Origin of the sequence: Bacillus sp. FSL K6-0073 (assembly GCF_038006085.1) — a bacterium.
Classification (GTDB): Bacteria; Bacillota; Bacilli; order Bacillales; family Bacillaceae_G; genus Bacillus_A; species Bacillus_A cereus.
Map to the genome: position 1 here is coordinate 3,220,967 of NZ_JBBOUN010000001.1, position 14,252 is coordinate 3,235,218.

Sequence of the window (14,252 nt, forward strand, 5' to 3'; positions counted from 1 at the left end):
TTTTCATCCCCCCAGCCGTATGGTGATTTCTACAACTTACTTAATATTTCACGTAATTGTTCGTCCTTTTCAAGCATTTCTACACATACATTTCCTACAACTGTCGCTGACCTAGAATAGTGTTCAGCCAATTCTAGTGTTTTGTGTAATATATCAGGATATTTTTCAATTACTCTCATCGCTTCACCTTTTTGATAAAAATCACAGCTTAATAAACTCTCAATATTCGTTCCAATGACGTCTACATGGATTTTATATATATTTTCTAACTTCATTACTATATCAAGTAGTTCTTGAAAATTAACTAATACTTCTTCTCCACCACCAGAACCACTATCTCCCATTGATACTTGCATTATTGAATACCTCCTAACGAGAATTGTCTCGGGTCAATTAACTTTTTATATGGCATTTTTAACACGTCATACAATTTCTTATTAATCGCATAGAGGCTCACCCAGTCATATCGATTACGATCTACATCGATTTGAACGAAATCTTCTCCTTCAGTAAAATATAAGAAACATTCCCATTTTCCTCCTCTATTACTTCGAGGTCTCGTATACGTTTCTATCGCTATAACGTCTTTATTTGATAAATCTTTTTCCTCAAATGTTTGTTGTTCTGCCTCTGTCATTCTCTTTGAGAAAAATGTATCTTCTATTTCCCTCGGTTCTCTCAATAAGAAAGGAATGCGTGTTAATAATGAAAAATATACGTCCGGCTTTGGTATGTAGTCGATCTCGTATTTTTTATTTGGTTCTATTTCTGTTAATACAGCCACACGGTCTTTATCCTCTTTTAAAAAGCCAATTAATACATTATTCATTCTCGTGTATTCATGACAATTTTCATATTCCTTTAATAGTTCAATTATTTGAAAAGCTGCAGGGGTAATTCCATTTTCACTTGTAAGTAGGCCTTTTTCTTTTAAACTCGTAGTTGCTTTCGTGACACATTCTGCATCAAGTAAAATAATTGCGTCACGGTTTGGCAATCCAAATATATCGGTAACCCCAGCTGCACCTGCGAGAACATATAATTCAGCAGGTGCAAAACTCATTTCTTTCCCCATTCTTTTATCCCTCGTTTCTCCATCACAGTTGTTTTATCGCCCTTACTTCCGATTTATCTCCGTACGTTTGAATGCTTTTATCTAACTCTTTCAAAGCTTTCGTATGTCCTTCAAATGCCTCTACCATTTCTGAATTATATTGAATGATCAAATCAAGATAACTTAAAAATGCATCTCTCGTTTTTCCATTCCATTTCGCACCTGTGACATATGCTTTTAAGTCTTTCGCTTGGTTTAAAGAATCCTTCATACCATTTTCAATGTTTTGTGCGTAAGAAATGGCACTTGCAGTGTTACTTCCTATAATTTCAACCTCTTTACCACTCATGTTGGTTCCCTCCATTCTTTGTATGCTTAATGGATAAGTTTTTCAAATTCCTTTTTCTTTTCTTCAAAAGCCTTGGTCGCTGCAGCGTATGCTGACGCTTTCTCCGATTCTGCTTTCGCTTTATATTCCAAATACTTTGCATAAGCTGTACTTTTTGCAGATCCAACATCGCTTAATGCACTTTTAAAATAGGATACTAATGTATGTAATTCTTCATCCTTTTCATGACGTTTTTGTTCAAATTCAACTGCCGGAATTTTATTAGCTTCTAAACCATTACTTTTACTCTCATAATCTCTCTTCGCTGATTCAGCATCTTGAATGAATTGCTTTAACTCTCTTTCTTTATCTTTTAAATAATCATGTAAATCATCATACCGATCTCGTTTCCTCGCACTTTCTGTAAAACCAGACGCATTTAAAAAAGCATTGTACAATTCATCTAACATCTTTCTCCCCCTTTAGCACAATAACTATGTAGTTAAATTCGTATATTTAAACATGAATATTCATTACATTAAGAATTAACAAATAATTATTTTTACATATTGCTATTTTATCAAAGGGATTTTAACATTTCCATATTTTATGAATGGCTTTCGCATTTTTCTTCAATAAAGTGAAACTTTAATCAATATGACTATGTATTTATTACTACCTTTTATCCAATTCATTCGTATTAAATCCTTGCTTGAGAGTAAGACCAGTTCTTTCTTATTTCATCAACAACTATTTCTGGATAATCCCAATGAAGCGTACGAGTAGGCTCCCTGACTCGTTTTACTATTCCTTAGGCTGTTTTGTTTCTATATTCATTCCAATATTTTGGCTCAGTCGCTCTTAAAAGAACAATAGAAAAAGGATCTGATATGAATATCAGATCCTTAACTTTAATTTCATAATACATACATCTTTTTACACGATAACTGGTTCATACGTGCTCAAATTATCATACTCAGTTTTTACAATACTAGGTGGAAGGTTAACACATCCTCAGATTCACCTTTTCTTGTAGCAGTGCATAATGTTTAATAAAATTAAAGCATATTTTTACTTACCAGACTTAATTTTTTCGTTATATTCTTCTAAAGTTAACCCTTTTTCTTTTAGATAAACAGCAACTTCTTTCCCTACATAACGATAGTGCCATGGCTCATACTTAATGCCAGTAATATTCTCTTTATCTTTTGGATAGCGGAGAGTAAATCCATATTCTGCAGCGTTCTTATCTAACCATTTGAATGCATCGGTAGTTTCAAATTTTGCATTTAAATCTTCTACAGTATTCTGCCATTCAACTGAAATAATGTCTAACGCTAATCCAGTATGATGTTCACTTGCACCAGGATACTGAAGATATTCCAATGCCTTAGCACTAGCCTCTTTATCCGACAAGCCCTGAGATTTATAGCTTTTAACTGAAGCATCATAATAAGTTTGTTGTAATTTTATAGCTCGATAACCTGATCTTAAATAAAGATTGATTCCCTCTTTTTTTGCAGCTGCTACCATATCCTGATAGGAAGTTGCAATTCTACTATCTATTTTCATATTTGGCTTCGCATTTTGGGTGATACTTGTTAATTCAATTCCTAGTTCCTTTGATAACATATGCTCTCTATTTACAAGGATAATTCTCCAATCATTAACATCAGAGATAGGTAAAACATCTTTTTTCTTCGCATGTATTTCATTTTTATTTTTATCGTTATTATTAGTAGTTGCCTGAGATGTTTGCTTTCCACTACAAGCAGCAAGACTCCATCCCATTGCTAATACCAATGCTAAAATTATAAATTTTTTAATTGTATCTCATTCCCTTTTTGTTTATTAGTCTTTATACCAATTTCCCAACACGTCTCTAGGAATCTCCTTGAAATCCTTCAAAGAAACCGGGCCGACAAATTTTTTAATTCCATGTTTTTTAGAATTTTCATCCGAATAATCTTTTAAAAATTGAATTTTAAATTGTTTCTTACCATCAGCATAGTCGGTTACTGTCGGTACGATTGCCGCTTGTCGTATACCAAAAGTTTTATCTTCATACTTAACAAATTGTACATAAGATAATCCTCCAACCAATGTTTCTAATTTTTCTTGCGCAGAAATAAGATTTCCAAGAGAATAATAGATTAGCGTTTCATGTCCATCTTTATTTTGTTTCCACTCAATTGGTTGAATTACATGTGGATGATTTCCAATTACTACATCTACACCTAAATCTGTTAAATATTGAGCAACTTCTTTTTGTTGCTTTGAAGGTGTTGAGGTATATTCTACTCCCCAATGCACCATAACAATCACCATATCAGAGCTACTCTTTGCCTTTTCCACATCATTTTGTATCGCTTTTTTATCAATTAAATTTAAAGCCCAAGACTTATCAGCTGGAATTTTAATTCCATTCGTACCATATGTATAATTTAGTAACGCAAAACGAATACCATTTTTTGTAATCGTTTTTATTTCATTACGCTCGTTTTTACTCTCATTAATACCTACTGGGATAACATCCGGATATTTTTTCCAGTATTCTCTTGTATTCGCAACACCTTTAATACCCATATCCATAGCGTGATTTGTCGCTTGCGTCACTATATTGAATCCAGTGTCCACTAAAGATTGGCCTACTTCTTCAGGTGTATTGAAAGTCGGATATCCTTGTACTTTTAAATTATTTCCGGCAATCGGAGTCTCCTGGTTCACTATAGCAAGATCACTTGATTTAACAGCCTTTTTGATATTTTCATAAATATAATTATAATCATATGAACCGTCTTTTTGTTTGCCATCTTTAATTACTGCGTCATGATATAAATTATCACCCGTAGCTATTAAATTCACAACCGATTGTACTTTTTTATCTTCCGTAAAATTAGGAGACTGTTGGATAGGACTTTTATCTACCCAATTCGGTGCTTTTAATGATGTATCTATATTGGATTCAGCCGGTGGTAACGAAGCTTTAGATGTCTTAACATCAGTATTACCACAAGCGGTTAAAAGCACTAAAAAAATAAGACATACTAAAAAAAACTTTTTACTTCTCTGTAAAGTATCTAACATGTGATCCTCTTTTCTGTTTTATTCCTTATAACCTGTTCTAACAAATCATTCTTTAAAAAAACGTATTTTGGTTTTACCCTTAATTATGGAAGGACACTCTGTTACACCTGCTTCGGAATATACTAATAATTGTTTTCCGCTTTCTAGCAATCTATCGATTCCATCAGAAGTAATAGATTACTAGAAAAACATAATCCATCAGGATGTCGACTAGTTTGATATACCTATTCCAATTGCAATAACTCGTTTAATATTTAAACAAGATAGGAGAATCGTTCATATAGCCTCTTCTCTCGCTTTATGTTTAAGGTGCCTCCAAAAAAGGGATCGTTGCTGTACCCCTTTACATAGTGCGAAATTTTTGCAACTAATTTCTTTCATTCAAGCGACAAACATTATACCGATAACAATAAGTAAGACCCAAGAACTTATTTTACCAATATACGAAAAAAGTAGCAATCTTTTGTCCCATATAAAGAAGCCCATTAGGAGAAATGAACGAGAGATTCATTCTATTCAATTCCTTCATTGATTAATAAAAAAACAAGCCATCCAACTATTGGATGGCTCTATACTATAAAGAAAATTTGTTATTGGATTACTTCAATTTCCCTTCAAAAACAATCTTCCTACCGCACGGCTCAACTACTGTTTTGCCGTCTTTCTTTACTTCATGAAAGATTGGCTCTTCCATACGACGAGACGGAGCGTAGCCTTCTTGTTCCATACGTGCTAAGCAGTCTGTAATTGTTTCATTTTCAAGTACTTCAAATTTCTTTTTATTAGGTTGTTTTGTCATGCCCTAACCTACTTTCTATTTTTCTTGATGCAAATTGATTTTTCATGTAGACCATATATAACATTGCGAGAATTCCCATTATAATCATAACCGCAATAAAAAAGCTTGTATACTGTATTTTTTCTATAAATACGCCGCCTAATACAGGTCCCATAATACTTCCTAAACTAAAAGCGATTCCGGATAATATATTACCTGCCGGTAGTAAATGTCTCGGTAATAAATCAGTCATAAATCCAAGCCCTAAAGAGAAGCACGATCCAATAACCATACCCGCTAAAAGCATGCAGGCAAAGACGATCCAGTAATATTGATCAAATACGGCGGCAAGTAGAAAAATGCCCGTACTTATGCTAAACGTCCACGTTAATATACGGTCCCTTCCGTATTTATCACTCAATATACCGAGCGGAATTTGTGTAATAATACCCCCAACTGCAAATGCTGGTAATAAGAAGGATACATCTGAAACAGACCACCCTTTACGAAGTGCATATACTGGTAAGTTACTGTTTAGCATTGCTTCAAGTACGCCATATGCAAGTGGTCCTAGCAGTGCAATCCATCCTAATCCAACAACTTGTTTATAACGAGAAAATGATGATTCACTCTTCGCTTCTCTTTCATCTTGCGCTGGGAATGCATTTTTTGTTGGAAGTAGTAAAAGCCAACCTATTAAACAAAGTACAGTAGATATAATAAATGGCGTTGCAAGACCGTACTGCACAGTGCTTGCTAAATACGGGCCAACGGCAAAACCAATTCCAAAGAATACACCGTATATCGATACTTGTCTCCCTATTTTACTTGGGTCTGATGTTGTCGTGATCCACGTTTGTGTTCCGACATGAAGCATATGATCTCCGACTCCAACTAGAAATCTAAGGATAAACCATACCCAAAACGAAAATGTTTGTGTAAAAAAGAATAATGAAATAATAACGAGAAACCCACCTATAACAATAATCGGCTTCATTCCAAACCTTTGCATCGGTTTTTCAAGAAACGGCGAAATGACTAATATCCCAATGTACAATGCCGTCGCATGAATACCATTAATACTTGAACTAACCCCTTCTTGTTCAAAAATCATTGCAATGGCAGGTAAGAGCATTCCTTGTGATAAACCTGAGATTGCTACAATCCCAACCATAATCCAAAAAGTAAAACGCATTGACATCCCTTTCCCTCTCCTTCTCACGCTTCCACTTTTCATTATAAACTGTTTCTGCAAATGCGTGTACGGATATTCACAATAAAAAACAAGCTAAAAGAATGAACCTTTTAGCTTGTTATCTTATCCTTCCCAAACTTGCGCTTTCACATTGTTATGAAATTGCTTAAAGTATGGATGTTTATAAAAAGCAGTTTCATATAAGTATTGCTGTGCGTTAGCGATTGGTGGCTGCGGATATTGCATTTGTAAAGGAACTACAGCTGGCGAAACTTGCATATACAGCGGGTTTATCATCATTTTTGTATATGCGTAATGATTATATGGCGAATAAGCGATGAAAAATGGTTGATGCATTGATAATCTCCCCTTTTACCTACAATGTTATAGTATATGCAATACCTTTCATTTCGGGGATTATTTCTGTTCTAACCAATTCTCTACATGTTTTATAAATACATCTAAACAATCAATAAACGGCGAGTGTCCGCAATCTTCTAATACCTTCAACTCTGCATTTGGCAAATGTTTCGCTAATTCCTCACCGACTACTTGGGGTACGACATAATCTCTATCGCCTTGTATGACGAGTGTTGGCGCTTTAATACGATGAATTTGCTTACTTCCCTCTACAACCCCATTATGTTCATCTGAAATATTAAATGTAATGAGCGCATAATTCACATCTACGAAATTACGTTGCGTTAACATATCATCTAAATACTTTTCATAACGGTCCGGTTCAGGTTGGTTATGCGTATATATTAATAGATTCCATACTGTACGGTAATATAGTTTGTTCATATTTTTTATCGCGTCTAATACTGGAGCGATTTGTACTGGATCTTGTGCAATTTCTTCTTTCGTCTTTACTAAACTTGATACAATCGGCTGCCCATTCGTATCTTTTTTAAAGATTGGGTAACCTTTCATTCCTACTGATTCTACTAAAATTAACTTTTCTACAAAAGTTGGGTGATTCGCTGTAAATTGCATCGCAACGCCACCGCCCATTGACCAGCCCATTAATGAGAATTTCTCTAGCTTTAACTCGTCGATAAATAATTTTACATCTTCTGCAAAGTCTTGTAATGAATCTATCGATTGATTATACGTTGATTGTCCAAACCCTCTTAAATCAAGAGCGTAAATATGGTATTGATCTTGCAACTTTTCAATAACTAAATCCCAATGTTGTGACGATGTCATGTTCCCGTGAATGAGTACAAGAATATCTGTATTTCGCCTTCCAACTTCCTGATATGCAATCGTTTCTCCGTTCGATAGTGAAACAAACTCCATTGTTGCAGGCTTAATCATCACAAGTTCCCCCATTCTATTTAATAGAAAGAAAATTCTTTACTTAATTAAAGAATAGCACGTAGAATGTACGTTCGCAACATAAAACCTATAAGAATTTTTTACATAAATCAACATGTCTATTACTAGACAATTATTATAAAAAAGTATATAGTTAGCTAGGTAACTAATTTGAAAGGATCAAAATACATGGACGAAAAACAACATTTTTTTCACATCGTCAGCCAGACTTCTCGAAAGTTTACGAAGAAATTTAATGAACGTGTATCTCCAACAGGGTTATTTAGTGCGCAATGGGCTGTTATTTTCCGCATTAATCAAACTGGTTCTTGTACGCAAACAGAATTGTGCCAGTATTTAAATGTTGAATCACCAACGATGACTCGTACATTAACACGTATGGAAACGATGGGATGGATTATTCGTACAGAAGGTAAAGATCGCCGTGAGAAGCTCATTTCTTTATCCGAAACAGCGATAAAGATGATTCCAATATGGCAAGAAGAAGTTGATACTTTCGAAGAAAAAACGCTAGAAGGTATTAATGAAGATGATTTACATCAAGCATTTCAAGTGTTACAACAAATTATTAAAAATTTAGATTAAATTGGAGGGATGACGATGCAAAGTGAGAAACTTTGGACGAAGGATTTCCTCGGAACTTGTTTTAGTAGTCTATTTCTCTTCTTAACATTTTACATGCTTATGACTACTCTGCCTGTCTATGTAATAGACGGCCTAAAAGGAAAACCTGAGGAAATTGGTTTAGTTGCAACTGTGTTTCTTATTTCTTCTGTTTTATGTAGACCATTCACAGGAAAATGGCTCGATGATTTAGGAAGAAAGAAAATATTATTTATTTCACTTTCATTATTTTTAGCCGCTACTGTTATGTATTTCGGTGCGCAAAGTTTATTCTTATTACTTGCCCTTCGCTTCTTACACGGTATTGGGTTCGGGATGGCAACGACAGCTACTGGTACGATCGTAACTGATGTTGCGCCAGCTCATCGACGAGGCGAAGCACTTGCATATTTCGGCGTATTTATGAGTCTGCCGATGGTAATTGGTCCTTTTTTAGGTTTAACAATTATTTCTCATTTTTCGTTTACTGTGTTATTTATCGTTTGTTCCGTATTTTCATTACTTGCATTTTTATTAGGACTACTTGTAGATATTCCACACGAAGCACCTGTTAGCAAACAAAAACGTGAAAAAATGAAATGGAAAGACTTAATCGAACCATCTTCTATTCCAATTGCACTTACAGGATTTGTTTTAGCCTTTTCTTATAGTGGTATTTTATCCTTTATTCCTATTTATGCGAAAGAACTCGGTTTAAGTGAAATTGCAAGTTACTTCTTTATTTTATACGCACTTGTTGTTGTCATTTCTCGTCCATTTACAGGAAAGATTTTTGATCGCTTCGGTGAAAATGTACTCGTTTACCCTGCTATCATTATTTTCACAATCGGAATGTTCATATTAAGCCAAGCACAAACTTCATTTTGGTTCCTTGGCGCAGGTATGCTAATTGGTTTAGGTTACGGAACATTAATTCCGAGTTTCCAAACGATTGCGATTTCTGCCGCTCCAAACCATAGACGTGGTTCTGCGACAGCTACGTATTTCTCATTCTTTGATAGTGGTATTGGCTTTGGTTCTTTCATTTTAGGTATTGTCGCAGCGAAATCCAGTTATCATAATATGTATTTTATCGCAGCTATTATCGTTGCGTTCACTTTACTTTTATATTATGGATTACACGGACGAAAACAAAAATTCAAGAAACAACCTACAGACGGAAAAATTTCCGCTTAACGTTAATAAGGAAAGTAAACTTCCCCGTTTACTTTCCTTATTTTGTATTTCTTTCAAGACGAGCGTATACTTATAGTAGAAATAAAAAGGAGGGCCATATATGAAACTAAAAAAATCTCCCCTACTCTTACTTATACTAACATTCATATTTGTAATTACAGGGCTTGGGTTTACTTACTTCAAACAAAATAAAACGACCCCATCAAAACATAATGTGACAAAAGAAAACTGGTTAAATGACCCTTACTTACGTTGGTCATATACCCATATGAAAGAATTCACTTTAGTTAATAACGTAAAAAACAATCCTGACCAAATTGCTCACTTCCCTTCCGCATTGCAAAACTTAGACGATTTTGCTGTGGAGCGTAGATTCGGAAATACAACTCCTCTAAAAAAACTTTTAGACGATAACAAAACAGATGCTTTTGTCGTTGTACATAATGGACAACTTGTTTACGAACGATATTTCAATGGGTATAAACAGAATGAACCTCATGGTATGGCATCATTAGCAAAAGTCTTTACCGGGGCAATTATACAATCTCTCGCTGAAGAGAATCGTATTGACTTAGAAAAAACAGCTGACACTTACATAAAAGAATTAAAAAACACACCGTTCGGTAATGCCACACTTCAGCAATTAATGGACATGCAAGTTTCAGCAGAATACCCGACCCACGGATATGAGCAGCCTGGGCTAGAAAATCAAGATGCACAATTATATTTAGCTAGCAATATTTTACCCCGCGGCAAAAATTACGACGGTCCGATGAAAATTTATGATATGTTACGAGAAGCCGAAGAAACTGCACCGCCTGGTTCTTCCTTTTCTTACAATAACGGATCAACAGAAACGCTCGCTTGGATTATTAGAACTATTACTGGTAAATCACTAGCTGAAAATGTAAGTGAACGAATTTGGTCTCAAATTGGTATGGAAGAAAACGCGTATTACGTTACAGATGAAACAAAAGTAGAACAAGCTAGTGCTGGATTAAATGCAACTGCTAGAGATATGGCGAGATTTGGGCAATTACTATTAAACAATGGAGAATATAACAGAAAACAAATTCTCCCTTCTTCTATTACAGAAAGTGTAAAAAATGTCCAAGAAGGTGAACTTGCAATTGGCCCTGGAGCTTCCATTTCTTATCATAATCAATGGTGGATTCCGCACAATGAACAAGGTGCTTTTGAAGTGTTAGGTAGTTACGGACAAACACTTTACATCGATCCGAAAGCAAATATGGTAATCGTTCATTTCTCTTCTAACGCAACGCCAAGTAATGAAATACATTCGACTTACTCAAATATGTATGTTGATATTGCCCATCATTTAGAAAAGCTTCCACAGTAGTGGAAGCTTTTCTAAATGATAGGATATTTTATTTATACTCCTACATATTAGAAGATGCTGAAAGAATAACTGCTTATAACACGCCTATCAAAATTTATATAAGCAGTTTACATGTTTAATTAAGTTTTTAACTAATACATCCACACCTTTTGGAGAATTCGTTAAAACACTTCCCTTACAAAGATTGTCTGTTCATATTGGTCGAAAATTTCTTCTATAGATGAAAATAAAGTTTCTTCCGGGATGATGAACTTTATTTTTTGACCATTTTTTAACATAAAGGAAATTGTTCCATTATCATTAAAACCTGTATGAAACGTTCCTCGTTTATTTAATAGTACCTCTTCAATTGTATTTATTTCAATTGAAAAGGTATTCTTTAATTGCAAGAGTTCATGTATATTGCCAGTATGTATTTTTGTATCTATTTCAGTTTCTAAGTTTAATTGTTTTTTCTCAATTTTTTTGAACCAAAACAAAAACAATAGCTCTGAAATACCAGGTAATTGTTTTTTATAAGCATGTCGACTATGAAACTGTCCGCCAATCTTTATAAAATATATACAGTCACCTGTAACAAAAACTTTATAATACATATCTGCCGTAAACATTTTAGGCTTTAAAAGATAAAAACTTTTGATCATAATTCCCCCATCAATTTTAAGTGTATTTGTATAAACATTTTTAGCTAGGTTTGTGCTTAAACATATTTCTCATGTAATGCAACACTATTGTATTGAATCTCCTCTCCCTTTGCAACAGTTGCTTTGAAGCCAGCTAGTAACCTTTCTCTATACTATCCCTATAAGTGCTACCCCATTTCCAACCGTTTTCTTCTAGTATATTAAAAGCAGAATCTGATACAAGGCTCTATATCAACCTATCAATAAATTACCACCCTACAAATATCTGAATTTTCTTTATGTTGGAGGTTATCTCCTAAACAACCTCGAATAATTGTAATACATATACATAAGGAGGGTGATCTATTTTGTTTCGTTCCTTTACAAATGGTTGCGTCGCCTTAGTGCAACGCTTCTTGCCAGAACCGTTTATTTTATCATGTTTACTAACTGTTTTTGTTATCTTCTTTGGTATGTTTGCGACTCACCAAACCCCTGTAGAAATGATTAATCACTGGGGTAATGGAATTTGGGGACTCCTCGCCTTTTCTATGCAAATGGCACTTGTACTCGTGACTGGATCTGCTTTAGCAAATGCTCCTCTTATTAAAAAGGGATTAACGAAAGCTGCCAGACTACCAAAAACGAATGGACAAGGCATTATTGCCATTTCAATTGTAAGTTTACTTGGTGCATACATAAACTGGGGCTTTGGAATTGTTGTATCTGTTTTATACGCAAAAGAAGTGGCAAGGCAGCTGGACGGATTAGATTATAGACTAGCAATCGCCTCTTCTTACTCTGGATTTCTCATTTGGCATGCGGGTCTTTCTGCCTCTATCCCTCTTACGTTAGCAACAGGCGGTGAAACGTTAATTAAAACGACTGCTGGAAGTATTAAAGAGGCGATTCCAATAACAGAAACGTTATTCTCACCATACGCTCTCGTTCCAGTTATTATTTTTCTCATTACGATGCCTCTCATTAATAAGGCGATGCATCCAGATGAAAAACATACGATAACTGTAGATCCTAGCGTGTTCCATGAAGAAGCCGCTGCTCAAGAAGTAGAAAAAAATACATTCGCTGAAAAGATGGAAAATAGCATTATTATTACACTTTGCGTTGGATTGTTAGGTCTCATTTATATTTTCAATTACTTTTATACGAAAGGTTTTAACCTTACTCTCGATATCGTGATTTTTATGTTATTAATTGCAGGTCTTATTTTCCACCGTACTCCGATTCAGTATATTCGCGCTTTTTCAGAATCTACGAAAAGTGCTTCTGGCATTTTACTTCAATTTCCGTTTTACGCAGGAATTATGGGCATGATGATTGGAGCAAATAGTGAAGGACTTTCACTTGGAGGAGCTATTTCTAATTTCTTTATTAGCATTTCAAATGAAACGACTTTTCCGCTCTTTACATTTTTAAGTGCTGGCATTGTTAACATTTTCGTTCCATCTGGCGGCGGTCAATGGGCTGTGCAAGCACCAATTATGATTCCAGCTGGCGCTGAACTTGGTGTACCTGCTGCAAAAACAGCAATGGCAATTGCATGGGGCGATGCTTGGACGAATTTAATTCAACCTTTCTGGGCATTACCAGCATTAGCGATAGCTGGTTTAGGTGCTCGTGACATTATGGGATTTTGTGTTGTGAACTTACTATATGCGGGTTTTATCATTAGTCTATGCTTCTTATTTATTTAAACAAAAAGCTAGTTTTATACTAGCTTTTTTACATAATAAATCACTTATTTCCCACGCAATTTATAACCTTCTCCCACTCTATCTCCGTAAGATGTAATGACTCAAATGCAAAAAAATCTTCACACACTTTTTCAATTAGATGTGGATTTTCCCTCAAAAAATTCCACTGTAACGCTTTAGGAAGAAAATGCATTTCATATTCTTTACTTCCCCGTACTACCTCATCAACTTCTCTTTCACAAATTCCTCTTATCAAGTAGTCATTTCTTAACTCTATTTGAATTTGCTGAAATGTTTTACTACATTTTTTCAATTGAAGTAAACACGTAACATACTTCCGAAAAAGTTCGCCGTCATACTGAACACAGTTTATAATACGGTCGACTTCATTCATAATGTACGAGCCTTTTCTTCTATTTGTAATAACCATTTTTCACGCTTTGATACTTTACTCGTTTTCACAGATTGAAACACTGAACGTTTTATATCGCGAATGCCACAAAAACGTAAAACACCTCTCTTCATCATAATCCAATCTGCTGATCGATATAATAGTGCGACGTACCATAACGGTGAATCTAGCGTATTAATCACCCACGCCTTCTTACCTTTCAATAAGCCTTTCGGCAGAGCCCCTTCATATTTATAAGCAAATCCAGCTACGAAAATACGATCGATAAATCCTTTTAAAATTGCTGGCATCCCCCACCACCATATTGGATAGATGAATAGAAGTGTATCTGCTTCTTCTACTAACGTTCTGTACCGAGCTGTTTCTTCTTCATTTACTAAATCACGTCTTTTCTTCTCTTCATTAAATACGAGGACTGGATCAAATTGTTCTTTGTATAAATCAAGCAGCGTAACTGAATGATTTGTTTCCGGTAGTCCTTTTTGCACATGATTTAAAATCGCCGCGTTAAAACTTGAAGGATTAGGATGAGCGTATACAATTAGTACGTTCACTACAT

17 protein-coding genes are annotated in these 14,252 nt (G+C 34.9%); 4 read left to right on the forward strand and 13 right to left on the reverse strand.

What is annotated here, in order from left to right:
• Positions 1-29 precede the first annotated feature (29 nt).
• The 10 genes from MHB52_RS16755 to phaZ form a co-directional block, all read right to left on the reverse strand.
• Complete coding sequence (locus MHB52_RS16755; RefSeq protein WP_001198201.1) at positions 30-356, reverse strand: hypothetical protein; 327 nt, start codon at positions 354-356, stop codon at positions 30-32.
• Positions 356-1,075, reverse strand: coding sequence for a DUF5081 family protein (locus MHB52_RS16760; protein WP_000514120.1), 720 nt, complete (start codon positions 1,073-1,075; stop codon positions 356-358). Before MHB52_RS16760 ends, MHB52_RS16755 begins: the two co-directional genes overlap by 1 nt.
• A gap of 22 nt (positions 1,076-1,097) precedes the next feature.
• On the reverse strand, positions 1,098-1,403 hold the full coding sequence (locus MHB52_RS16765; protein ID WP_000014535.1) for a WXG100 family type VII secretion target: 306 nt from the start codon (positions 1,401-1,403) through the stop codon (positions 1,098-1,100).
• 26 nt (positions 1,404-1,429) lie between these two features.
• Positions 1,430-1,852 carry a hypothetical protein gene (locus tag MHB52_RS16770; RefSeq protein WP_000883455.1) on the reverse strand — a complete coding sequence of 141 codons (423 nt, stop codon included), beginning with the start codon at positions 1,850-1,852 and terminating at the stop codon, positions 1,430-1,432.
• Positions 1,853-2,453: 601 nt separating this feature from the next.
• Positions 2,454-3,185 (reverse strand): M15 family metallopeptidase, encoded by a 732-nt coding sequence (locus MHB52_RS16775; protein ID WP_000241986.1) that lies wholly within the window; start codon positions 3,183-3,185, stop codon positions 2,454-2,456.
• 48 nt (positions 3,186-3,233) lie between these two features.
• The gene (locus tag MHB52_RS16780; RefSeq protein WP_000887599.1) at positions 3,234-4,469 is read right to left on the reverse strand and encodes a CapA family protein; all 1,236 of its coding nucleotides are present in this window, start codon (positions 4,467-4,469) and stop codon (positions 3,234-3,236) included.
• A gap of 598 nt (positions 4,470-5,067) precedes the next feature.
• Positions 5,068-5,268, reverse strand: coding sequence for an NETI motif-containing protein (locus MHB52_RS16785; protein WP_000166303.1), 201 nt, complete (start codon positions 5,266-5,268; stop codon positions 5,068-5,070).
• Entirely contained in the window at positions 5,252-6,448 is a 1,197-nt protein-coding gene (locus MHB52_RS16790; protein WP_000062803.1) for an MFS transporter, read from the reverse strand. The genes MHB52_RS16785 and MHB52_RS16790 overlap by 17 nt, the downstream gene beginning before the upstream one ends.
• Before the next feature lie 117 nt (positions 6,449-6,565).
• Positions 6,566-6,799 carry a hypothetical protein gene (locus MHB52_RS16795; protein ID WP_000554161.1) on the reverse strand — a complete coding sequence of 78 codons (234 nt, stop codon included), beginning with the start codon at positions 6,797-6,799 and terminating at the stop codon, positions 6,566-6,568.
• Between the two features lie 60 nt (positions 6,800-6,859).
• Positions 6,860-7,762: an intracellular short-chain-length polyhydroxyalkanoate depolymerase gene (gene phaZ / locus MHB52_RS16800; RefSeq protein WP_000594881.1), complete on the reverse strand. Its 903-nt coding sequence runs from the start codon at positions 7,760-7,762 to the stop codon at positions 6,860-6,862.
• 189 nt (positions 7,763-7,951) lie between these two features.
• On the opposite strand from phaZ, the gene MHB52_RS16805 reads away from it, so the two are divergent.
• The 3 genes from MHB52_RS16805 to MHB52_RS16815 all read left to right on the forward strand — a co-directional run bounded on the left by MHB52_RS16805 (position 7,952) and on the right by MHB52_RS16815 (position 10,943).
• The gene (locus MHB52_RS16805; protein WP_000343675.1) at positions 7,952-8,368 is read left to right on the forward strand and encodes a MarR family winged helix-turn-helix transcriptional regulator; all 417 of its coding nucleotides are present in this window, start codon (positions 7,952-7,954) and stop codon (positions 8,366-8,368) included.
• Between the two features lie 15 nt (positions 8,369-8,383).
• Entirely contained in the window at positions 8,384-9,583 is a 1,200-nt protein-coding gene (locus MHB52_RS16810; protein WP_001190318.1) for an MFS transporter, read from the forward strand.
• Positions 9,584-9,683: 100 nt separating this feature from the next.
• Positions 9,684-10,943: a serine hydrolase domain-containing protein gene (locus MHB52_RS16815; protein WP_061663353.1), complete on the forward strand. Its 1,260-nt coding sequence runs from the start codon at positions 9,684-9,686 to the stop codon at positions 10,941-10,943.
• Positions 10,944-11,104: 161 nt separating this feature from the next.
• On the opposite strand, the gene MHB52_RS16820 is transcribed toward MHB52_RS16815, so the two are convergent.
• Positions 11,105-11,587, reverse strand: a complete 483-nt coding sequence (locus MHB52_RS16820) for a hypothetical protein (RefSeq protein ID WP_061663351.1) — start codon at positions 11,585-11,587, stop codon at positions 11,105-11,107.
• Positions 11,588-11,934: 347 nt separating this feature from the next.
• Here MHB52_RS16820 and MHB52_RS16825 point away from each other — a divergent pair, with 347 nt between their 5' ends.
• On the forward strand, positions 11,935-13,281 hold the full coding sequence (locus MHB52_RS16825) for a short-chain fatty acid transporter (RefSeq protein WP_000490011.1): 1,347 nt from the start codon (positions 11,935-11,937) through the stop codon (positions 13,279-13,281).
• A 40-nt stretch (positions 13,282-13,321) separates the two neighbouring features.
• On the opposite strand, the gene MHB52_RS16830 is transcribed toward MHB52_RS16825, so the two are convergent.
• Complete coding sequence (locus MHB52_RS16830) at positions 13,322-13,675, reverse strand: hypothetical protein (protein WP_001006482.1); 354 nt, start codon at positions 13,673-13,675, stop codon at positions 13,322-13,324.
• Positions 13,672-14,247, reverse strand: a complete 576-nt coding sequence (locus MHB52_RS16835; RefSeq protein ID WP_001101652.1) for an NAD(P)H-dependent oxidoreductase — start codon at positions 14,245-14,247, stop codon at positions 13,672-13,674. Before MHB52_RS16835 ends, MHB52_RS16830 begins: the two co-directional genes overlap by 4 nt.
• Between the last annotated feature and the right edge of the window lie 5 nt (positions 14,248-14,252).

Excerpts from the sequence above, each read along its gene's own strand:
- MHB52_RS16755 (WP_001198201.1), bottom strand. The coding sequence starts at position 356 with ATGCAAGTATCAATGGGAGATAGTGGTTCTGGTGGTGGAGAAGAAGTA.
- MHB52_RS16760 (WP_000514120.1), bottom strand. The coding sequence starts at position 1,075 with ATGGGGAAAGAAATGAGTTTTGCACCTGCTGAATTATATGTTCTCGCA.
- MHB52_RS16765 (WP_000014535.1), bottom strand. The coding sequence starts at position 1,403 with ATGAGTGGTAAAGAGGTTGAAATTATAGGAAGTAACACTGCAAGTGCC.
- MHB52_RS16770 (WP_000883455.1), bottom strand. The coding sequence starts at position 1,852 with ATGTTAGATGAATTGTACAATGCTTTTTTAAATGCGTCTGGTTTTACA.
- MHB52_RS16780 (WP_000887599.1), bottom strand. The coding sequence starts at position 4,469 with ATGTTAGATACTTTACAGAGAAGTAAAAAGTTTTTTTTAGTATGTCTT.
- MHB52_RS16785 (WP_000166303.1), bottom strand. The coding sequence starts at position 5,268 with ATGACAAAACAACCTAATAAAAAGAAATTTGAAGTACTTGAAAATGAA.
- MHB52_RS16790 (WP_000062803.1), bottom strand. The coding sequence starts at position 6,448 with ATGTCAATGCGTTTTACTTTTTGGATTATGGTTGGGATTGTAGCAATC.
- MHB52_RS16795 (WP_000554161.1), bottom strand. The coding sequence starts at position 6,799 with ATGCATCAACCATTTTTCATCGCTTATTCGCCATATAATCATTACGCA.
- phaZ (WP_000594881.1), bottom strand. The coding sequence starts at position 7,762 with ATGATTAAGCCTGCAACAATGGAGTTTGTTTCACTATCGAACGGAGAA.
- MHB52_RS16805 (WP_000343675.1), top strand. The coding sequence starts at position 7,952 with ATGGACGAAAAACAACATTTTTTTCACATCGTCAGCCAGACTTCTCGA.
- MHB52_RS16810 (WP_001190318.1), top strand. The coding sequence starts at position 8,384 with ATGCAAAGTGAGAAACTTTGGACGAAGGATTTCCTCGGAACTTGTTTT.
- MHB52_RS16815 (WP_061663353.1), top strand. The coding sequence starts at position 9,684 with ATGAAACTAAAAAAATCTCCCCTACTCTTACTTATACTAACATTCATA.
- MHB52_RS16820 (WP_061663351.1), bottom strand. The coding sequence starts at position 11,587 with ATGATCAAAAGTTTTTATCTTTTAAAGCCTAAAATGTTTACGGCAGAT.
- MHB52_RS16830 (WP_001006482.1), bottom strand. The coding sequence starts at position 13,675 with ATGAATGAAGTCGACCGTATTATAAACTGTGTTCAGTATGACGGCGAA.